This is a genomic window from Pseudomonas iridis, assembly GCF_017980685.1.
Classification (GTDB): domain Bacteria; phylum Pseudomonadota; class Gammaproteobacteria; order Pseudomonadales; family Pseudomonadaceae; genus Aquipseudomonas; species Aquipseudomonas iridis.
In genome coordinates this window covers 154,824-175,338 of record NZ_JACXXO010000006.1, presented here as the reverse complement: position 1 = coordinate 175,338, position 20,515 = coordinate 154,824, and the positions used below count along the sequence as shown (strand labels likewise).

Below are 20,515 nucleotides of genomic sequence, written 5' to 3'. Positions count from 1 at the left end.
GAGGTGTCAGTATGAAAATTGCTCAAATCTGCGCTCTTGCGGGTGCTTTAATCCTTTCTTCAGTTGCTTTAGCCGAAGGTGGGGGGGACAGAACCTTCGAAAAAATGATGGCGGCGCGAGATGTGGCAATGGAGGCATATGTTGCTAGAGAAGGGAAGAGCGTTCCCGTGGTTTCAAGTGATGCTAAAGATGAGACAGGTAAAATGTAGTAGTACTGCGTATAAAAAACCGCTTCCGGTTTCCGGCGGCGGTTTTTTTTACGGCTTTATTACACATTCGTAACCTAGCCGCCACGCCATCGCAATGTTCGAATTGATATCCTTGTAACAGTTAATATATGAGGTACTAAATATGAAGTTCATGAGTATTATTACTTTCGCTGGAGCTCTGACGTTATCCTCTCTCGTACTGGCGGAAGGGGGAGGAGACAAAGCCTTTGAAAAGATGATGGTGGCGAATGCTAAAGCCATGGAGCAGTATGCAATTAGCCAGGGGAAAAGCGCCCCTGTGTCGAAAGAATACGAGTACGGGATGAAGGTGGATGTTGTGAAGGTTATCAGTGTGGTGCGGCCTGCAAAAGTCTGCGCAGTGGTGCCCGCCGCAATGACCTATGAAGATTCAAAAGGACAGCTAAATACAATTAGGTACACTGTGGCTGGAGAGTGTCGTAAACGAGGCGGCTAGCAGCTATGCTGCTGTCAGAGGGATTTATAACGCTCGATTAACCTCAATACTTAGAGGTATCGGGCGTTTTTTATATGCTCGTGTTTTAACGGTCATAAAAAAGACGCCCCGAGGGACGTCTTAAAAATTCACCTTTTTCCAAAGGAGCTTCTAAAGGTGAGCTTGGAGCTTTTAACTGAACAGCGATGAGTTTCAGATTTTCACATACTAGCTACTTGTCTATAGGACTCCAACCAGATGCGCTAGCTAGATTCCTATTAACTCCCACTCACTATAAGCAATTCAAGTTAACATGAAGATGATTGAAAAATTACATTTTTGAAATCTTTCTAGCGAAAACGGGATATTCGTGAAGAACGAATTATCCCGTTCAGGTATTACAGAATCGCTAGTGGGTACTCAACGATCACACGGACTTCATCCAAATCAGACTCAAACGCGGTTGCACGGGTGTTCATTTGTCGCAAGCGGAAGGACATATCTTTCAAGGAGCCTGTCTGAACGACGTATTTTACTTCGATGTCGCGCTCCCAACGTTTCTGATCGGTCAACGGGTTTCCATCCGCATCGCGCCGCATGTATGTGGCGTTGGCGTTGGAGTAGTCGGCGTCGGTGCCACGACCATAACGTGTCATAAACGACAAGCCAGGTACACCATACGAGCTCATGTCGAGGTCGTAACGCACCATCCATGAACGTTCTTTTGGCGAGTTGAAGTCGCTGTACTGGATTGAGTTGTCGAGAAAGATGGAATCCGACTGACGCAGATAGTCGAAGTCGTCGTTACCATTATTTCGCTGGTGAGAAAGTGCAAGTGAGTGTGCGCCATACTTCACGCCAACCTTAGCGCTCCAAATATTGTTGTCGAACTCGCCCAGCAGTTTTTTCCCTTCGTCAACGGCCTTGTAGTAATTCACACCGCCGAATACGGAAAGCTCATCAGAGAAGGAGTAGTTCAACCCGGTGCCAGCATAGTATTGATTCCAGGCGTCTTTGAGACGACTGGAGTAAAGACTAACGATAATATTCTTATTCACATTGTAGTCGCCACCAAAATAGCCGACCCAAGGTGAGTTAACTGGGCCTGCATAGAAGGTTGCGAAGTTGTCGCGCATATTGCTGGAGACTGGTTGACTCATAGCATGCAGGCGACCACCCTGAACTGTCAGCCCTTCGATGCTGGTATTGGTAGCGGTCACACCACGGAAACTTTCCGGTAAAAGCCTTGAGTCGCCAGAAGCCACGACAGGGTTGGCGGGAAATACATCACCTACTTTCACCACAGTGTCAAAAGCGCGAACTTTTGCCGCGCCACCGACTTTCGTGTATTCATCTCGAGCTTCGCCGTCGCCATTGACAGGTAGCACATCGAATGAACTACGACCGCCGTTACGACCGTCACCCGTATCAAGCTTCAAACCGATCATCGCGAAAGCGTCGACGCCCACGCCTACAGTGCCTTGGGTAAACCCGGATTCGAACTTACTGATAATCGCATGCGACCAAGCTTCGGAGTAGCCATTGCCCGTGGGGCTTGATTGACCGTTACGATGATCACGATTGAAGTAGAAATTTCGATTGAGCACGGTAAGGCTGCTGTCTTCGATAAACCCCCCAGTCTTTTCCTCCGCAAACACTATAGAAGGCCCAGAACTGACAACCAACGCCAAAGCGGCCATCGAAAATTTCGTATTGTTATCCATTAATCACTCCTTAGGTTCGGCAGAACTAGAAAGCTCTTCGGCTGGAATTATTGTTTACGGGAGCAGTTTCTGCTCCCGTATCGTCGCCGACTTGTATCGTTGCAATTTGAAGATAACGGGGAGATGATTGAAAAATTACAATTCTGTAATGTTCGCCTGTTTTTTCAAAATTAACTTTTGCGGCATGCCCCCAACCGATGGGTGGCTCTACCTTTACTAGGGCTTTTCTCAGGAATTCTCTTAACCAGCAGCACGAATCCACACCTGAAAGTGCGCATGCTCAGGAGCTGAAATCAGTTCTCGATGCATCGTCACAGTGAAGTCGAACCGAGATCGTTTAGATTTTTGGCTCACCTGACCAATCTGACCATCACACAGCTTTATATGATTCAAGCAGTGACCGCGGTCAAGTTGGGATGCGGTAATAGCTGTACCCGGAAGGCGGTGGCCGCTAACCAAAATGGGATAGCAATAGCGGAAATATTCCGGATGTAGTGTTGTGGAGTTCCCCATCCGCTTGTTCAAAAAACCGAGTATTTTTTAATACTGCTGGAGTTGTTGCTTTTGGACTTTATCAGCCAGTCCCTATTACGGCGCATACTGGTCAAGTTACATGCAAACGAATGTCTGCAAGAAAACAACTGGCTGGTCAGTGGTATTGCATAGGGAGCAAGAGCAGTGCAATGAAGCACGCTCTTTAACGACACGATAGTTACTGGATGGGTTTGACCGAGACCACATCGAAATATTTGAATTTCTTTTTTTTAGCTTCTTTTTTAGCCTCTTGTTCCGCGATAAGAGTACTCAGCGTGTTCGCATCATAAATGAACACGCTCACGTCGCCTTCGAAGTCCTTGGTAACGTGCAGTGTCACCCTCAGCTTCAGTGATAGCGGTTTAGAGTTTAGTCGGGACGTTGGACTCGGCTGCGGCTTTGCGAGTACTACGGGGTCGGATTGTTTTGGGGAGCCGAATAGCGCCAAGCGCATATCCTCCTCATTCAGTTCAACGCTCATCTGGGATTTCTCGTCGCTAATGTAAGACGCGGGACCTTCATTACGTAGACTACGTGGCAAGCTCCTGCTGACTGCCAACTGTGATGGCCTCAGGAGTTTCAAATGGTGGGTTTTCATCTCTTAACGTTCATCACTGAGCGATTGAAAACGACGTGGCCGAGGGATAAGCCAGATTTCCTGCAAAGCGCAGCCTTTATGAAAACCGCCGCACGCTCCAGCTCCGTTGAGGATGCTGCGTGCTCAGCTGCCATCTGTTTGTTGCGAGCATAAATTTTTTCCTCGATCAATTGTAGGCAGCGTGGATCATTATTCAACAGTTTGAACTTACTAATCCTATTTCACCTTAAAATTTTCCATAGAAATGAGGCAAAGCCTTTACGGGCTGAGAAAGTTCGGGGCTACCAAAGCCGTAACCATCCGCTATTACGAGCAGTCAGGGCTGCTGCCTTCTGCTGGAAGATCACCGTCGGGTTATCGCTTTTACACAGATGAAGAGCGCAACCGGCTGCTGTTTATCCGTCGCAGCCGCGCGCTTGGGTTCAGCGTCGATGACATTCGCGATCTACTCGGCCTGGCTGACCGACGCGACGCTTCCTGCGCCGCTGTGGATGCGAAAGTGCAAGGGCAACTCCAACAAGTTCGAATCCGTATTCAGGACTTACGAGGTTTAGAAGCCGAACTGACACGACTGAGTGTTTGCTGCCACGGTGGTGTTATAGAGCAATGTCGCATCATTGAATCATTGTCGAATCGTAGTTAACGCGGCAAAAGACTCCATGTGCGTAGAGATTGTACGAGGTGAGAATCGTCATTGTGCAATAAAGTCCGCTATCTTGGTTTATTTCAGGATGCGTGCCTTAGGATTGTCCTGTGGTTCGCAAATTTGCCATCCCATTAAAACCGCATGCGGCGACATGTGGGAAAATCGATGGTAATAGCTCTAAGTTAACCGTGCTCAGTTATCATTATTGAACCACCGACACCTCCGTGCTTATTAAATTTCTGACGCAAAGTGCTTAACCGTGCGACAGGGTAAATTCATTGCCGCTTTGAAATGTGCAGCTTACCGCCTGTTTTGCACCCTTGCTCGGCTTACGGGGTTCACCGAGTTCGGGGGACTTCATGTCACGGCGGCAGCGTTGGCCCATGTTGTCATCCGCCATCCAAGGGTTTCATTGGACATGGCTCTCCGGCGCTTGAACACCCGCCATCCCGCTGAGGGGAAGCGCCAGGCTAATCAGGAAAATCAGGCAAAGCCGTAGACAGCGTGTCATGGGCTGAAGTGTAGCCAGTAGAAATGGTGCTAACAATCACGCTCCAGGCTTCTGGGTTAGCTGCCAGAAACCTCTATTGCGCGCTCATTTCCATTTCAGGACTTAGCGTGCCTAACCATGCGACAAGACAGATGATGAGGATTGCCATCAGGAATTCGAATTTCATGCTGCGGCGCAAGGCATTGACCGCTACAGAGTATTGACCATTGCGAACCGAGCGCTCCAATAGCGGGCTTAAGTGAAAGCGGTTCAGCGTCGCTAAAACGATCATCCCGGCAAAGAGCAGGATCTTCAAAAACAGCAACTGGCCATAGGTACTGAGCATGACCTCATCAAGGTTGGGACCGACGATGAAAAGGTAATTTACTACTCCCGTAACGCTTATGATCGCAACAATCACACCGCCGGCCGACTCAAAGCCAGTCAGCACGCGGGCAAGAATACGTGCTTCCTCCTCACCCTTCAGCGATTTCAACCGTAGCAGTAGAGCGAAGGCCGCTAGAGCACCCAACCAGCCACCTGCCGCTAATAAATGGAAAATGTCGCTGAGAAAATGCCAGTAGCGGCGGCTGCCTTCGTCCATGGCACCATGCCCCGTCCAGGCTAGCGTGGCCAACGCGATTGCTCCACAGACGGTGACGATCCAGAGGCTGGGTGTCGGATATCGTTTATTCAACGCGACGCCCAGAATTGCCCCCACCAAGGCGGCTATCCGAACCATCCAGGTCAGCCCAACGTCGGTGCCCATGATGACCATTTCAAAAATGTGGTGATGTAGCTCCATAAGCTCCGATACACCGCTCATTGCTTTTGCAAGCAACAACATCGCAGCAAGGGACAGAACTACACCTGCAACAGAAGTACCGTAGAGAAGCGACTCAAAGTTCAAGACCGTGCCCGATACCCTTTCCTTTCCCCTGAGGCTGTACAAGCCAAATATGGCCAGTCCAAATAACAACATCAGGTCAAAATAGAGAGCAAAGCGAACCACGATATTTAATGAGTCGCTCATGGATTATTTCACTTTGAATGAAAAGTTGCCGGTGATCGGGTGGGTGTCCGAAGACACTGCACGCCATTCAACTTTGTAGGTGCCGGTGGTCAGCGGTGCAGCCGGCGTAATCACCATGGTTTTCGGATCACCACCAGCAGCGACGGCGGCCTTTACACCCATGGGTGAGTTAGGCATGCCTGGCATGTCGGTCATGATCAGCTTTGCACCGGAGAACTGAGTGGTGAGATTCTCAGAAAAATGCAGTTCGATTTTCGACGGAGCCGCCGCATCCGAGCCTTCTGCCGGAGTGGAAGAAAGTAGTTTTGGATGTGCCTGGGCCACTGCACTCAGAAGCAAACCAGCAGTGATTGCAACAGCCACGGACGTAGTTTTAAGGAATGACATGCAAGACTCCTCACAGCAAGCGCTGTTGATTCGAGGTTTTTTGGGAGGAACTAGTTTTTAATTTCTTTAAAAACCACTGTTGATTAACTTGGAGCCCCCGTCCTCTTCGCCAGGTTGAACAGGAGAAACTCGCTAGCCCTAACGTCACAGTGCGAGAACACGATGCCACACGATCACAAACTGTTCGATTACATTTCAGTCAGCTTGATCCGATGTTTGGCATCTAATCGTTGAGCGTAGCAAGACCTGGAAAAGACACGGCGTACCGCAGGACAGGGGAGCTCAATCACTTTGAAAAATCCGCAGAGGCGTAGCAAACGCAGAACGCCAAGACGTCGTTGGTCCCAATGTTTTGTCGCTCAGCTAACCGTGGAATCGACGGCCGGAAACTCAAGATGAAAAGCCGTTTTCCCGTCGCCTGACGTACACCAGATCTTGCCATTGTGCGCTTCGACAATTGATCGGGTAATTGACAGACCTAGCCCTGCGTTGCTCGGACTTCCTTCTCGCCGCGCTGGGTCCACGCGATAAAAACGATCAAACAGCTTTTCAAGGTGTTCGGGGGCAATGGGCTCACCATAGTTTTCCACGACAACCGTTACCGACGCATCCTTGTGCTGAATATCGACACTGATTGACGTCCCTTCATAGGTGTAGCGCAGCGCATTTGAGAGCAGATTGGAAATCGCTCGGTGGAGCATAAGAACATCACCTCGCACGCTCCCCCGTCCTGAAACCTTGAGCTCGATCCCTCGTTCATCAGCCAACAGGCGGTAGTACTCAAGCAATTTTTCCACGACAGCCACCAGGTCTATTGGCTTGCTCTCGTGCGTAATTAGACCATTGTCAGATTTCGCCAGAAAAAGCATGTCATCAATCATCCGGCTCATGCGCTTCAAGTCATCAAGATTGGAGTACAAATTGTCTTCGTAGTCCTCGATGTTTCTTTTTCTCGAAAGCACCACTTCAGTGTGGGTCATCAAGTTGCTCACGGGGGTCCGTAGTTCGTGGGCAATGTCTGCCGAAAAGTTGGATAACCGGACAAATGCATCGTCGAGCCTGGATAACATGGCGTTGAACGACAACACCATCTGTTGAAGCTCTTTCGGAACGGGTGCCAGGGGAATACGCTCCTTGAGTGATTTTGCTGACATGGAGGCAGCAACCCATGTGACCTGGCGGATAGGCCGCATGCCACTGCTAGCTACCATCCAGCCGAGTGCAGCACTGACCAATGCGCTGATCACCAACCCTATCCAAAACCATCGTTCGAGCGTCTCGAAAAAGGACATATGCTGCGTAACGTCAAAAATCAACATGACAGTTAATGGCCTTTCTTGTCCCGTCACTACGGATTGCGCAGTCACACCACGGAACATCTGCTCTTGCTCCCGCCATTCCCAGACGGTTGTGTTTGTGGTTGTTCGAAACGCCTTCGGAACGTCGACCGGGCCGGGATCCGCAAACAGCACCTTGCCGTCGCCATCGATGATAAGCGCAGTCAAATCACGGTGTGCGCCCAGCAGCGCTTCTAACTCCGGTTTAGCCTCGCTGAATTGATCGATGTTGCTCAGCCCGGACAAGATCCGCTGGGTCGAGTGGAGTTTTTCGTACAATGCCTGCTGATCCAGCATCTTGAAATGATGCCGGCTGAGGTTATTGAAACTGAGTCCGGCGACCGTGAGCACGGCCGTTACCGCGAGCATAAACATCAGACTCATACGAGTCGTCAGGGACATCCGGTTCATCACGACTCCGAATCTGGTGCATCGAGCATGTAACCCATTCCCCTTGAGGTATGAATCAACTTGACCTCAAAATCGTCGTCTATCTTGGCCCTGAGCCGTCTCACTGCAACCTCGATAACGTTGGTATCGCTGTCGAAGTTCATATCCCAAACCTGGGAGGCGATAAGAGACTTTGGCAGCACCTCCCCTCGACGACGCAGCAGAAGCTCAAGCAACGCGAACTCTTTGGCCGTAAGGTCTATGCGTTTGCCTCCTCGGATGGCTCGACGCTTGAGCAGGTCCACTTCAAGGTCAGCCAGTTTCATAAAGGTTTGCGAAGGTGCGCTGCTACCGCGACGCAGCAGCGTTCTGACTCGAGCAAGCAATTCAGAAAACGCGAAGGGTTTGATCAGATAGTCATCCGCACCGAGTTCAAGTCCCTTCACTCGGTCTTCAACGCGGTCTCTGGCGGTGAGAAAAAGCACCGGGACGTCTTTCCCGGAAGCGCGCACCTTCTGCAGGACTTCCCAGCCATCCAAACCCGGCATCATGACGTCGAGAATCAGCAGATCATAGGCTTCGCTCAAAGCGTGCTGAAGCGCCTCTTTTCCATTCGTGAAACGGTCGACATTGAACCCGGCCTCGTTGAGCCCTTGCTGCAAATAGATACCTATTTTTGGTTCGTCTTCAGCGACAAGAAGTCTCATGAGGTCGTTCTCAGATAAAGGTTAAGCGGAGTCTGCAACGAAAACTGGCAGCCAACCAGCAACTGACAGAAAAGTAATCTTGGCTTCAGGTAGATGTCAGCGAGTGCTGGCTAGGGTTCAGACATGAGCACTTCATTGGTGCTCGACCGACCTCTGAGCGATGAATCGTATGGAAGTCGGATTCCCTCATGAGGAGCTACCCCGATGAACCACCTGAAAATGCTGTTTTTTGTAAGCTCGATACTGGTCTCGGCTTCTGTGTGGGCTGAAAGCGGCGGAGATCGTGTGATTGAGCGTATGGAAGGTTTGCGCGACAAGGCCGAGGCCACGTTGATGAAAGCTGAACAAGCCCCTGAAGGAGAGCGTCACGTCCACATGGCAGAACACATGAAGATGCTTGGCGACATCATGAGCCAGCTCCACAACGATCACCCAGATGCCTCAATGTCACCCCAACAGCATCTAGCCTGGATGGAGAAGCACGACAAAATTGTTGACGACGTTTTGCGCCAGATGCAGCGCGAGCACAAATTGATGCTTTCAGAAAACCATCAATAAACGCCCCCAGGATAAGTACTTGTCAGCATCTTGTTGCGGCGTCAATTGGACGCCGTATCTATTTAGAAAACTGACAAAGAAGTAATGCCCAAGTCAGTTAGCTGGCAGCTGAGCATCATTAGCATAGCCAATGTTCCCACGTATTCCTGAGGTCACCATGAAAACTACGCTCGCTACCCCGTTCATCGCAGCAATGACCCTTTTTTTCGCTGCTACGGCTATGGCTAATGCTGGGCATGGACAAGACGACATAGGCCAGCCTGGTGTGGCCTCTGACGTTACCCGCACTGTAGAGGTCGAGATGGGCGACATTTTTTTCAAGCCTAAAAGCATCGACGTAAAACCTGGTGAAACAATCCGCTTTGTCCTTCGCAACGAGGGTTCGCTGCTGCATGAGTTCAACATCGGCAAAGCCGCTGCTCATGCAGCACACCAGAAAGAAATGGCAAGCATGTTCAAGAACGGAACATTAAGCCCTACCGGTACCGGGAAGATGAGCGGCATGAGCCACGGCATGGGCGGAATGAAGATGGTCGCAATGGAGCATGACGACCCTAACAGTGTCCTGATTGAGCCTGGCTCAACCCAAGAGCTGATCTGGACCTTCAACGACAGTGCAGGGCTTCAGTTTGCCTGCAACGTGCCGGGGCATTACCAATCGGGAATGGTCGGCGAATTTGATCTGAAATAAACCGGAGTCGGCTGTTTCTGCCGGCCCGACGCAAGAGTTGGCTACGCTAAGTCGCAAGTAACATAGCAACGCTTCTCAGCCGGGGTCCGTGCGGAAACATCACCGCACCACTGTGGAGCCGCAAATCAGCGTTGTACTGAATATGCTCATTTCTAGTAGCACCTTACAAGGGGAATAGACATGCCTACCACCTCTGGCCATCACGACCATAATCACACCCATGCTGCTTCCCGGGATGATGCTGATCTACATGACCCGGTGTGTGGAATGGCAGTCACTTCGTCGAGTAAATTTGCTGAGACTTACCAAGGACAGACGTATCGGTTCTGTAGCCTGAAATGTCAGGAGAAGTTTCGAGCGGACCCTGAGCGCTACAGTGGCCACGTGGTGCGCAACGAGTCAGGCAGCACAACGCCGGAGTCTGCGGTACAAACGGGCACTGAATTTACGTGCCCGATGCATCCTGAAATACGGCAGACCGGCCCCGGTAACTGTCCTAAATGTGGCATGGCACTAGAGCCTGTCATGCCGGCGCTTGATGAAGAAGAAAATCCTGAACTCCGGGATTTCAATCGCCGCTTCTGGTGGTCGCTGCCCTTAACCGTGGTCGTAACCGTGCTCGCGATGGCGGGTCACTCGTTACAACTTCTTCATGGTTCGGCTCAAAACTGGATCGAGTTCGCTCTGGCGACACCCGTGACCTTATGGGCAGGATGGCCTTTTTTTGTAAGGGGACTGGCCTCGGTTAAAAATCGCAGTCCCAACATGTGGACTCTGATTGGGTTGGGCACCGCCGCAGCTTATCTGTACAGCGTCATAGCAACGCTCTTCCCCCAAAGTTTTCCCTCCAATTTCATGCAAGATGGACGTATCGGCGTTTACTTCGAAGCGGCAGCGGTCATCATCTCGCTCACGTTGCTTGGCCAGATCCTTGAGCTCAAAGCCCGATCACAAACTTCCGCCGCCATTAAGTCTCTTCTCGGCCTTTCGCCCAAAACTGCACGCCGGATCAATGCCGATGGCCAGGAGGAAGACATTCCTCTCACACATGTGCACCTGGGAGACCACTTACGGGTCAGACCGGGTGAAAAGGTGCCAGTTGATGGTTCGGTACTTGAGGGTGAAAGTGCGGTGGATGAGTCGATGCTCACTGGCGAGCCAGTCCCGGTAATGAAGAAAGCTGGAGATAGCCTGATCGGCGCCACGCTGAATACGCATGGGAGCCTGGTGATGGAGGCCCAGAAGGTCGGTGCCGAAACCATGCTGTCCCAGATCGTACAGATGGTCGCGAGAGCTCAGCGTTCCAAGGCGCCGATGCAACGAATGGCCGACTCGATTGCCGGCTACTTCGTGATGGGTGTTATCGCGATTGCGATAATGACATTTATCGGTTGGGGGCTTTTCGGCCCTGAGCCCAGTTGGGTGTTTGGTCTAATCAACGCTGTCGCCGTGCTGATCATCGCTTGTCCCTGTGCGTTGGGACTTGCTACGCCTATGTCGATCATGGTGTCGACAGGTAAAGCAGCCAGCATGGGTGTTTTGTTCAGAGATGCCAGTGCAATTGAAAGCCTTTGCAGAATCGACACGCTGATTGTCGACAAGACAGGCACCCTGACAGAGGGACGGCCCGTGTTTCACAGCGTGGAGGCCACTCCCACCTTCAATCCCGACGACGTCCTTCACCTGGCTGCCAGCCTTGATCAGGGCAGTGAGCATCCTTTAGCACATGCGATCGTCGATCACGCCCGAGCCGAGAACATAAAGCTCACCAAGCCCGAATCCTTTGAGTCGGATTCGGGTATCGGCGTCAGTGGCGTTGTCGATGGCAAGAAGCTCCAGCTGGGGAACACAGCGTTGATGGAAGCCGCAGGCGTGAGCACCAACTCCCTACAAGAGCGCGCTGAGGTGTTGCGACTTGACGGCATCAGTATTATCTACCTCGCCGTCGACGGCGCATTGGCAGGTTTGTTGGCCGTATCAGATCCGATCAAGCCAACCTCAAAAGAGGCCGTCACCAAGCTTAAGGCTCACAACGTGAAAATCATCATGGCTACTGGGGACGGGCTTACTACCGCTCGGGCTGTCGCCAGGGAGATGGGGATTGAAGAGGTCCACGGTGAAGTCAAACCCCAAGACAAGGAACGTCTGGTGGCAGACCTACAGCAACACGGGCGAAAAGTGGCCATGGCAGGTGACGGTATCAACGATGCTCCGGCCCTGGCGCGAGCAGATGTGGGGATAGCCATGGGAACGGGGACTGACGTGGCGATGAATAGCGCGCAACTCACGCTGGTCAAAGGTGACCTGATGGGGATCTTACGAGCACGAGCTCTTTCGGTCGCCACAGTTAAAAACATGCGCCAGAATTTGGGCTTTGCTTTTCTCTACAACTCAATGGGTATACCTCTTGCCGCTGGTTTGCTCTATCCATTGACGGGGCACCTCCTGTCGCCAATGATCGCTGCCATAGCCATGAGCGTCAGTTCCGCGTCGGTAGTTTTCAATGCATTGAGGCTGAGGAATACCCGAGTTGACTGACCTTCAAAATTGCAGCGGTTTTAACTCGGGGGGAATGGCGATCCATGTGCTTTCTTCAATCCCTTTAAGCGCGCATTCGCCCTTTGCACAGCGGCCATTTTTTCGGGCCGCTTCATGCGCTTCCACTTTCTGATGTCTTCCTTATTCCGCCCGCAGCTCACACACAGATCACCACTGAGTTGGCAAACCGAGATACAAGGATTCTCGATTTCTTTTGCCATGGTCAGTCCCCCTTAGCTTTATGTAGTTGAGCCACGCGACGTTTCCAGTCGCCTATGTGCGTGCGTTGGCACTCTTGCTCCGAGTCAAAGCGGACATTGCGGTCTGAAACAGGCAGGTCAAGATTGGCCTCTTTCAAGGCGATCGCCGTCAACTCAAAGATGCGGGCCTTCGCGTCAATCTCGGCCCGCTTCCTGTCAGCCAGGGTTTCGAACACCCAGATGACCTTCAGGGTTTCAGCCAACGCACTTAGGTCAGCGGTGTGAGTGAGCCAAATAAACCCCTTTATCTCGTCCTTTGCTGTTTCGCACGCGTCGGTGAGCGTGACGATCAACTGGCGCTCGATCCGAGCCAGTTCACGTTTACCGGGCGGCATCGGTGTGTCCTATAGAGGTTGTGCTGGACAGGCGCTGAGTCATGTCTGCCGGAACTCGACGGTCAGGTGGCTGACTTCGTGAACTGTTTTGAGACGCTCACGAATGCTCTCGGCGTTCACAGTGGCTTCACCTAGAACGCTGACGATCGCCGCGCACGCTTGAGGTCCCACCCTCCAAACGTGCAAGTCTGTAATGGTAGCGCCACCAGGTTTCTCAACGAGTTCGCGGATTTCCTCGGCAACGTGCGCGTCGGTCTGATCGAGCAACACGCCCGCAGTTACCCCCATCAAGGTCCAGGCCCAACGCGCGATAACGATAGCGCCGACGATACCCATGACCGGGTCGAGCCACACCCAACCCAGATATCGACCGGCAAGCAAGGCAGCGATGGCCAGAATCGACGTCAGCGCGTCTGCAACGACGTGGACATAGGCGGACCTCAAGTTGTTGTCGTTTCCGTTGTGGGCATGAGGGTGATCGTGGTCGTGCCCATGTCCATGTCCATGCCCATGCCCATGACCCAGCAGCAGGGCACTGACAATGTTGACGAGCAAACCGACAACGGCGATGAGGGTCGCGGTGCCAAACTGAACCGGTGTTGGCTGCAACAAACGCATGAACGATTCAACGCCAATGCCCAACGAAATCATGCCAAGAATCAGCGCCGAGGCGAACCCGCCCAAGTCTCCAACCTTTCCTGTACCGAAACTGTAGCGCTGGCTGGTAGCGTGGCGTTTTGCGTATCCGTAAGCGGCCGCCGCGATGCCCAATGCGCCGGCATGGGTTGCCATGTGGAAGCCATCGGCCAGTAACGCCATCGAACCCGTGATATAGCCGGCGGTGATCTCCCCGATCATCATTACCACCGTGAGTGCTACAACCCAAAGCGTACGCTTGGCATTCTCATCGTGCGCTGAGCCTAGAAACACGTGGTCGTGTGTGTAATCGATGTCGGTCCTGCTCATACGTGTTTACCTGGATGCATTCACTTGGAGTACCGGCGGATAGCTTCAAGAAGCTCTTCGACGCCCTTGTTACGCTCTTCTTCGCTGAGCGCGGGGTTCGCGACATGTGCTCGTGCGTGATCCTCGATGATCTCCTCCATCAGCCCGTTGATGGCACCCCGAGTGGCCGCAACAAGATGTAGTGTCTTGGCGCAGTCGAAGTCCGATTCCAATGCTCGTTCAACAGCTTGAATTTGCCCGGCAATACGTTTTACACGTTTAAGAAGATCGTCTTTGTGTGATGCGATATGACCCACGCTATACCCCCCCTACCTATATAGGGTCGCATGATAGGCCTCCCCCCTATACCTATGCAAGGTTCGCGGGAGGACAGATCAAAGCCGTTGACGAAACGAGAGGCATACAAAATCGTTGGATCAAGCGAGAGAGCCGCAATGTTGCCGTTAGCCGACCTTTACCGACGAGAACAATAGGGCGCACTCCTGGAAACCGTTCAAATGGTAGCGAGCTAATTAGCAGCCGAGTGGTCAAGTCCCGTAAAACTTCTCGAAATCTGCGCTCACGGCTTTGATTAGATAATCGTTGACCTTGCCATGGTGTCAACGTCGATGCTGTCGCTGCGGGGAAAAGACACCGCTCAGCACGAGGGTAATTCACATGGTCGTCTTAGATGTATCAGGCATTGGTTGCGGCAGCTGCGTCGGCAAAATCACCAGAGCGATCCAGGCACTGGACGACAACGCTACGGTCTCCGTCGATCGATCAACCGGTAAGGTGAGTGTTGAAAGTAGCGAAAACGCTGAACAGCTCCGTAAAGCTGTGGAGGCTGTTGGTTTTCCTTCCAAGATCAGCCATTGAATGGAGACGCCTGCTCCTGAGTAGAGCGTCGTCTGATGGTGAATACCTTTGAATCCGAAAGTACCTGAGCCGCTGTATCGGCCAAAGTTGGCTCGCATGCGCCTATGCTGCTAGTCACCGCGCAGAGCTTTGAGCAAACCCTTGAATGCTCCATTTAGCCGAGTAAAAGCGGCATCGAAACGTATCGCGTTTTCCGTGTATTTCGCGACCTCGACCTGCTGATCGACAGTATTTTGGTCCAAGGCAGGCTGAGCCGGCGTGCTGTAAAGCAAGTCGCGCCCGTATATAGCCACCGCCGATTCTTTCTTAAGAAAATGCTTTGCGTTTGTTGTTTTCAAAGAAAACGCAGTGGTAGCAGGTTCTTTGGTTTGGCTGGCGAGCACAGTAGAAAAATCCAAGTCTTGGGCTTTGAAGTTCGGAGTGTCAGCGTTCGCGATATTGTTACTTAAGATCTCAGCTCTTTGGCCACGATAAACTAACGCTCTTTCTGCGGAGCCTAATGCTTTCTCAAAATTAATACTCACAATTAATCACCCTCGGTGGCATTACTATCTTCTTTGATCATTGAACACCCAGCTGTTGCAGCAGAGCATTCAAGTCTCCTATTAATTTTAATGCAGAGACCTAGAACATCGCCTCCGTGAGAATTAATGGAACCCAAAGCAATGATTACACTTCAATCTTATATTCAATAAAAGTCGCGCAATGCGAAAAGATGGAGACCATACGTATTAAATAGCGTGTACTTCAAGAAAAATATTCCAAACTGACACAACTGTAATATTGGCCTAAGCTTCCTGACAGGGGGTGTCTCTTATAGTCCAACTGAGTCTTTTGCTCACCCCCAAAGAGTCCAATCCATGATGTGATTCAGAGGGGATATTTTCACACATCTGAGGTAGCCCATATGAACACCATCAAAACCTTGTTCGTCGTCGCAGCGCTGACTGTTTCCACTCTGGCCATGGCTGAAGGCGGTGGTGACCGGACTTTCGCACGTATGGAAGTGGCCAGGACGAATTCGATGGAATCGTACCAGGTAGCTCAAACGCAGAGCGCTCAACCGCCTGTCGCTGAAAGCAAAGCCAAAGCGATGGACCATAAAAACTGCTGAACGATCAGGCACGCGGCCAAGCTGACAGAAATGTAATCACGAAGGTGGTTTAGATGTGGCAATTTCTGAGCTCGCTTGCAATGAAAAATTCGTCTTTTTTTCGGTACGCGAAGCTCATCTTGCCAACTCACGGGTTGATTTGAACGGCTCCCTTTTGACTGATTGGAAATAAACGGCATGCATTCCAAAACCTCTAGACGGACATTCGTTAAAGGCCTGGCCGCCGGCGGCATCCTTGGTGGCCTTGGTCTGTGGCGCACTCCTGTATGGGCAGTGACCAGTCCCGGCCTGCCGAGCGTCCTCACCGGCAACGAATTTGATCTGTTTATTGGTGAAACGCCGGTAAACATCACTGGCTCGCCGCGCACAGCCATGACCATCAATGGCTCGTTGCCGGGGCCTTTGCTGCGTTGGCGCGAAGGGGAGACGGTCACTCTGCGCGTGAAGAACCGTCTGGATCAAGACACCTCCATCCACTGGCACGGCATTATTTTGCCTGCCAACATGGATGGCGTACCGGGTTTGAGCTTCCACGGCATCGCGCCCGACGGCATGTACGAATACAAGTTCAAGGTGCATCAAAACGGCACGTACTGGTACCACAGCCATTCTGGGTTGCAAGAGCAGGCAGGTGTTTACGGGCCAATAGTCATCGATTCGAAAGAGCCTGAGCCGTTTCAATACAATCGCGACTATGTGGTGATGCTGACTGACTGGACCGATGAGGATCCTGGGCGCGTCATGGCCAAACTCAAGAAACAATCGGACTACTACAACCACCACAAACGTACCGTGGGCGACTTCATCGACGACGTCAGCAAGCAAGGTTGGTCTGCTGCCGTCGCCGACCGGAAAATGTGGGCCGAAATGAAAATGAACCCAACTGATCTGGCAGACGTCAGCGAGGATACTTACACCTACCTCATGAATGGCCAAGCGCCGAACGGCAACTGGACCGGTATTTTTAAGCCTGGCGAGAAGCTACGCCTGCGCTTTATCAATGGCTCAGCGATGAGCTATTTCGATGTTCGCATTCCTGGTTTGAAAATGACCGTGGTGGCGGCCGACGGCCAATATGTCCAACCAGTCAGTGTCGATGAATTCCGAATCGCCGTGGCAGAAACCTATGATGTGATTGTTGAGCCTGCCACCGAGGAGGCTTACACAATCTTTGCCCAGTCCATGGATAGAACCGGCTATGCGCGGGGGACCTTGGCAGTTCGTGAAGGACTGAAAGCACCGGTACCGGCGATCGATCCGCGTCCGCTGTTGACCATGGATGACATGGGCATGGGCGGTATGGCTGGCATGGACCATGGCAGCATGGCTGGCATGGGCGGCGGCGATATGAAACAGGGTGACATGTCAGGTATGGCTGGCATGGATCACAGCAAGATGCAGGGAATGGACCAAGGTGACATGACCGGGATGACCGGCATGGGCAGTGGTGACATGACCAACATGGCCGGCATGGACCATAGCAAGATGGCAGGTATGGACAAAGGTGACATGTCCAACATGGCCGGCATGGACCACAGCAAGATGGCGGGGATGGACAAAGGCGACATGTCCGACATGGCCGGCATGGACCACAGCCAGATGGCAGGGATGGGCGGTATGGGAGGCGAGATGCAATCTCACCCAGCGTCCGAAACCAACAACCCGTTGGTTGACATGCAGGCCATGAACCCAACGCCAAAACTGAACGATCCAGGTATCGGTTTGCGGAACAACGGTCGACGGGTGCTCACTTACTCAGATCTGAAGAGCACTTTCCAGGACCCTGATGGCCGAGAGCCCAATCGCACCATTGAGCTGCATCTGACCGGTCACATGGAAAAGTTTTCCTGGTCCTTCAACGGCATCAAATTTTCTGATGCTGAGCCCCTTCGTCTCAAGTACGGGGAGCGTCTTCGCATCACCTTGGTAAACGACACCATGATGACGCACCCCATCCACCTTCATGGAATGTGGAGCGACCTTGAAGATGAAAACGGCAAGTTCATGGTACGTAAGCACACAATCGACATGCCACCGGGTACCAAGCGCAGCTATCGAGTAACCGCCGATGCTTTAGGTCGCTGGGCCTATCACTGCCACCTGCTTTTCCATATGGAAATGGGCATGTTCCGTGAAGTACGGGTTGATGAGTAAAGGAGACGATCTGTGAGCACACACCTAAATCGTAAATCGCTGATCGGTTGCCTCTTTGCTTTTGGCCTGATGGGTGGATTCTCCTGCGTAGCATTGGCAGTCGAAGAACGTGGTGATCCTTCACCTGCTACTTCTGCGGATGCGCCGAACAAGACTGCGACCACGTCAAACGAGGCAACGCCGAATCACGCGACGATACCTCATACCAAGATGCGCCATGAGTCGATGGATCATGACCATGAAAACAAGAAGGCGGATTGAGATCATGACCAAGAATTTTTTACGCCCAACGTTGATGGTATTGGCAGTTTCTACGAGTCCTGTCTTCTTTGCCGTGGCTCACGCCGCTGAAGAGATGGATCACTCGAAGATGAACCATGGCTCCATGGGAGCGATGGACCATAGCAACATGGGGGCTATGGACCACAGCAAGATGAAAATGGACGACGGTCAAATGACCGGCATGGAAAGTATGGATGAAGGGACGACGACAACCAGTCGAACCCCTGTCCCCGTACTTACCGATGCTGACCGTGCAGCCGCCTTTCCAGATGTCGCTGGTCATGGTGTCCACGACAAAACAATCAACTCTTTCATGCTGCTGGATAAGTTTGAATACCAGGATGCTGACAACGGTAGTGCGTTGGCTTGGGATGCGAAAGGATGGATCGGCGGTGACATTGATCGACTGTGGTTGCGCTCGGAAGGCGAACGTACCAATGGCGTGACGGAAAGTGCTGAATTATCCGCGCTCTGGGGGCACTCCATCGGACCGTGGTGGGACGTCGTCACCGGTGTACGACAGGATTTCAAACCAGGGTCTCCTCAAACCTGGGCCGCACTCGGCATTCAGGGCATGGCCCTCTACAACTTCGAGGCCGAAGCGACTGCCTACATCGGTGAGAACGGTCAATCGGCTGCTCGACTGGAAGGCGATTACGACATTCTGCTGACGAATCGATTGATCTTGCAGCCGACGGCCGAGGTCAATTTTTATGGGAAGAATGACCCTCAGCGCGGCATCGGGTCCGGATTAGCCAACACCGAAGTGGGGCTCCGATTGCGTTATGAGATTGTCCGCCAATTTGCCCCTTATATCGGGGTGAGTTGGAGCCGTTCCTATGGCAATACGGCAGACTTTGCACGTGAGGAAGGTGAAGATGCCAGCGAGGCACGCTTTGTCGCCGGTATCCGGATGTGGTTCTGAGAACCGGGCATGAAGATTACACTGAAGGCACTGATAGCTGCTGGTCTGGCCACCGTAGCAGCGGCTGCCGGCGTGGTATATTTCGGCGTGATCAATGTCGGGGCGGATGATCCCCACTCTGCCCCTGTCTACGCGCTACTTTCTATTGCTCGGGATCGCTCGATCGAAGTGCGCTCGCGCGACATTCAGGTCCCCGACCTGAGCCAAGAAGCCCTCATCCGTGAAGGTGCTGGCAACTACAACTCGATGTGTGTCGGTTGCCATTTGGCTCCGGGCCTTACAGGCACCGAACTGAGTAACAGCCTTTACCCCGCACCTCCGAACCTTTCAAAACTGGGCGTCGATGGGCACCCAGCCGCAGCTTTTTGGATCATCAAGCACGGCATCAAATCCACCGGCATGCCCGCGTGGGGCAAAAGCATGGCCGATCCGTACATATAGGGGATGGTCGCATTTCTCCAGCAGCTTCCGTCACTTGATACAGAGCAATACAAAGCCCTGATCACGAGTAGCGGTGGCCATCAACACGGTGGTGGCGAAAGCGTGATGCACAACCATGAGGGTCAACATGGAACGACCCAGGGGCAAAGTGGCGCAGGTGCTGCCAACCAAAGGGCGGAAGTCCGCGCTAATGATGACGAGAAAAACACGGCACATGCCCATGGCCCCTCCGCAGCGCCGTCTGCAAAGGAGCCTGCGGACCACGCCGATCATAAGGGTAGGGAAGCTTCAGATGACGCGGCCCCGACTCCAACCGTACAGCCCAAATCACATACACATACTGATGGGAAGGAACATACCCATGCGAAATAATTCTCTTCGTCGCAGACGGGCACTTCGTCTCGCTGCTCTCGTGGCTCTGTTCATCAGTTCAGCCAGTCACGCAGCAGAGCCATTGACGATCGATGTACATCGCGACGCTAATTGCGGATGCTGCAAGAAATGGGTCCAGCACCTTGAAGCCAGCGGCTTTACCGTCGTTGATCACGTGGAAACCAACATGAGCGCGATCAAGCGCGGTCTCGGGATTTCTCCTGAGCTCTCGTCCTGTCACACAGCAACCATCAACGGAAAGTTTGTTGAAGGTCACGTGCCCGCCGAGCAAATCATTGCGATGAGCAAACGTGATGACCTGCTCGGGATTGCCGTTCCAGGCATGCCGGCCGGCTCCCCAGGAATGGAAGTGGACGGGAAACATGACGCGTATAACGTAATCGGCTTGTCAAAGGCAGGCACAGACCACGTCGTTGCTGAATACCCCGAAAACTGATCTTCTAATCTCACTCCTGCATGGTGAAGGTCATGGCCGTGCAGAGGACATAGCT

Annotated in this window: 23 protein-coding genes and 2 pseudogenes; 13 read left to right on the top strand and 12 right to left on the bottom strand. The window is 52.4% G+C overall.

Annotated features, from left to right (window positions below):
* Positions 1-11 precede the first annotated feature (11 nt).
* Together IEQ42_RS12905 and IEQ42_RS12900 are read left to right on the top strand one after the other, a co-directional pair.
* Entirely contained in the window at positions 12-209 is a 198-nt protein-coding gene (locus tag IEQ42_RS12905) for a co-regulatory protein PtrA N-terminal domain-containing protein (RefSeq protein WP_017341679.1), read from the top strand.
* A 142-nt stretch (positions 210-351) separates the two neighbouring features.
* Entirely contained in the window at positions 352-684 is a 333-nt protein-coding gene (locus tag IEQ42_RS12900) for a DUF2790 domain-containing protein (RefSeq protein ID WP_017341680.1), read from the top strand.
* Positions 685-1,061: 377 nt separating this feature from the next.
* Here IEQ42_RS12900 and IEQ42_RS12895 read toward each other — a convergent pair whose 3' ends face one another.
* Together IEQ42_RS12895 and IEQ42_RS12890 are read right to left on the bottom strand one after the other, a co-directional pair.
* The gene (locus tag IEQ42_RS12895) at positions 1,062-2,387 is read right to left on the bottom strand and encodes an OprD family porin (RefSeq protein WP_045061357.1); all 1,326 of its coding nucleotides are present in this window, start codon (positions 2,385-2,387) and stop codon (positions 1,062-1,064) included.
* Between the two features lie 712 nt (positions 2,388-3,099).
* On the bottom strand, positions 3,100-3,402 hold the full coding sequence (locus IEQ42_RS12890; protein WP_045061356.1) for a hypothetical protein: 303 nt from the start codon (positions 3,400-3,402) through the stop codon (positions 3,100-3,102).
* Between the two features lie 361 nt (positions 3,403-3,763).
* Between IEQ42_RS12890 and IEQ42_RS12885 the strand changes: the two genes are divergently transcribed.
* A complete protein-coding gene (locus IEQ42_RS12885) occupies positions 3,764-4,162 on the top strand; it encodes a MerR family transcriptional regulator (RefSeq protein ID WP_210703778.1) in 399 nt (132 codons plus the stop codon).
* Between the two features lie 290 nt (positions 4,163-4,452).
* Here the strand turns inward: IEQ42_RS12885 and IEQ42_RS27750 are convergent.
* The 5 genes and pseudogenes from IEQ42_RS27750 to IEQ42_RS12865 form a co-directional block, all read right to left on the bottom strand.
* Positions 4,453-4,676: pseudogene (locus IEQ42_RS27750) on the bottom strand (hypothetical protein); the annotation flags it as partial.
* 73 nt (positions 4,677-4,749) lie between these two features.
* Positions 4,750-5,688, bottom strand: coding sequence for a copper homeostasis membrane protein CopD (gene copD, locus IEQ42_RS12880; RefSeq protein ID WP_019816987.1), 939 nt, complete (start codon positions 5,686-5,688; stop codon positions 4,750-4,752).
* Between the two features lie 3 nt (positions 5,689-5,691).
* Positions 5,692-6,075 carry a copper homeostasis periplasmic binding protein CopC gene (gene copC, locus IEQ42_RS12875; RefSeq protein WP_024014909.1) on the bottom strand — a complete coding sequence of 128 codons (384 nt, stop codon included), beginning with the start codon at positions 6,073-6,075 and terminating at the stop codon, positions 5,692-5,694.
* 359 nt (positions 6,076-6,434) lie between these two features.
* Entirely contained in the window at positions 6,435-7,823 is a 1,389-nt protein-coding gene (locus IEQ42_RS12870; RefSeq protein WP_019816985.1) for a heavy metal sensor histidine kinase, read from the bottom strand.
* Positions 7,823-8,509 (bottom strand): heavy metal response regulator transcription factor, encoded by a 687-nt coding sequence (locus IEQ42_RS12865; protein WP_019816984.1) that lies wholly within the window; start codon positions 8,507-8,509, stop codon positions 7,823-7,825. The genes IEQ42_RS12870 and IEQ42_RS12865 overlap by 1 nt, the downstream gene beginning before the upstream one ends.
* 204 nt (positions 8,510-8,713) lie before the next feature.
* On the opposite strand from IEQ42_RS12865, the gene IEQ42_RS12860 reads away from it, so the two are divergent.
* The 3 genes from IEQ42_RS12860 to IEQ42_RS12850 all read left to right on the top strand — a co-directional run bounded on the left by IEQ42_RS12860 (position 8,714) and on the right by IEQ42_RS12850 (position 12,296).
* Positions 8,714-9,067 (top strand): co-regulatory protein PtrA N-terminal domain-containing protein, encoded by a 354-nt coding sequence (locus IEQ42_RS12860; RefSeq protein WP_024014911.1) that lies wholly within the window; start codon positions 8,714-8,716, stop codon positions 9,065-9,067.
* Between the two features lie 157 nt (positions 9,068-9,224).
* Positions 9,225-9,758 (top strand): cupredoxin domain-containing protein, encoded by a 534-nt coding sequence (locus IEQ42_RS12855; RefSeq protein WP_019816982.1) that lies wholly within the window; start codon positions 9,225-9,227, stop codon positions 9,756-9,758.
* A gap of 180 nt (positions 9,759-9,938) precedes the next feature.
* Positions 9,939-12,296, top strand: a complete 2,358-nt coding sequence (locus IEQ42_RS12850) for a heavy metal translocating P-type ATPase (RefSeq protein ID WP_024014913.1) — start codon at positions 9,939-9,941, stop codon at positions 12,294-12,296.
* 20 nt (positions 12,297-12,316) lie between these two features.
* On the opposite strand, the gene IEQ42_RS12845 is transcribed toward IEQ42_RS12850, so the two are convergent.
* From IEQ42_RS12845 to IEQ42_RS12830, 4 genes are read right to left on the bottom strand one after another with little or no spacing between them, the layout of a single operon-like run.
* Entirely contained in the window at positions 12,317-12,517 is a 201-nt protein-coding gene (locus IEQ42_RS12845; RefSeq protein ID WP_019816980.1) for a DUF1289 domain-containing protein, read from the bottom strand.
* A gap of 2 nt (positions 12,518-12,519) precedes the next feature.
* On the bottom strand, positions 12,520-12,891 hold the full coding sequence (locus tag IEQ42_RS12840; RefSeq protein ID WP_045061253.1) for a hypothetical protein: 372 nt from the start codon (positions 12,889-12,891) through the stop codon (positions 12,520-12,522).
* A gap of 39 nt (positions 12,892-12,930) precedes the next feature.
* Positions 12,931-13,857, bottom strand: a complete 927-nt coding sequence (gene dmeF / locus IEQ42_RS12835; protein ID WP_210703777.1) for a CDF family Co(II)/Ni(II) efflux transporter DmeF — start codon at positions 13,855-13,857, stop codon at positions 12,931-12,933.
* Between the two features lie 20 nt (positions 13,858-13,877).
* On the bottom strand, positions 13,878-14,153 hold the full coding sequence (locus IEQ42_RS12830) for a metal/formaldehyde-sensitive transcriptional repressor (protein WP_019816892.1): 276 nt from the start codon (positions 14,151-14,153) through the stop codon (positions 13,878-13,880).
* A 361-nt stretch (positions 14,154-14,514) separates the two neighbouring features.
* On the opposite strand from IEQ42_RS12830, the gene IEQ42_RS12825 reads away from it, so the two are divergent.
* Positions 14,515-14,715, top strand: a complete 201-nt coding sequence (locus tag IEQ42_RS12825) for a heavy-metal-associated domain-containing protein (protein ID WP_019816893.1) — start codon at positions 14,515-14,517, stop codon at positions 14,713-14,715.
* 110 nt (positions 14,716-14,825) lie between these two features.
* Here IEQ42_RS12825 and flgB read toward each other — a convergent pair whose 3' ends face one another.
* The gene (flgB, locus tag IEQ42_RS12820; RefSeq protein ID WP_019816894.1) at positions 14,826-15,239 is read right to left on the bottom strand and encodes a flagellar basal body rod protein FlgB; all 414 of its coding nucleotides are present in this window, start codon (positions 15,237-15,239) and stop codon (positions 14,826-14,828) included.
* Between the two features lie 383 nt (positions 15,240-15,622).
* On the opposite strand from flgB, the gene IEQ42_RS12815 reads away from it, so the two are divergent.
* From IEQ42_RS12815 to IEQ42_RS12790, 6 genes and pseudogenes are all read left to right on the top strand, one after another.
* A complete protein-coding gene (locus IEQ42_RS12815; protein WP_019816895.1) occupies positions 15,623-15,829 on the top strand; it encodes a co-regulatory protein PtrA N-terminal domain-containing protein in 207 nt (68 codons plus the stop codon).
* 177 nt (positions 15,830-16,006) lie between these two features.
* Positions 16,007-17,983: a copper resistance system multicopper oxidase gene (locus tag IEQ42_RS12810; RefSeq protein ID WP_019816896.1), complete on the top strand. Its 1,977-nt coding sequence runs from the start codon at positions 16,007-16,009 to the stop codon at positions 17,981-17,983.
* Between the two features lie 12 nt (positions 17,984-17,995).
* On the top strand, positions 17,996-18,244 hold the full coding sequence (locus tag IEQ42_RS12805; RefSeq protein WP_131670796.1) for a hypothetical protein: 249 nt from the start codon (positions 17,996-17,998) through the stop codon (positions 18,242-18,244).
* Positions 18,216-19,190, top strand: a complete 975-nt coding sequence (locus tag IEQ42_RS12800) for a copper resistance protein B (RefSeq protein WP_019816897.1) — start codon at positions 18,216-18,218, stop codon at positions 19,188-19,190. The genes IEQ42_RS12805 and IEQ42_RS12800 overlap by 29 nt, the downstream gene beginning before the upstream one ends.
* 9 nt (positions 19,191-19,199) lie before the next feature.
* Positions 19,200-20,003 (top strand): annotated as a pseudogene (locus tag IEQ42_RS12795) (c-type cytochrome).
* Entirely contained in the window at positions 19,993-20,460 is a 468-nt protein-coding gene (locus IEQ42_RS12790; protein ID WP_032872163.1) for a DUF411 domain-containing protein, read from the top strand. The pseudogene IEQ42_RS12795 and the gene IEQ42_RS12790 overlap by 11 nt, the downstream one beginning before the upstream one ends.
* Positions 20,461-20,515: the final 55 nt, after the last annotated feature.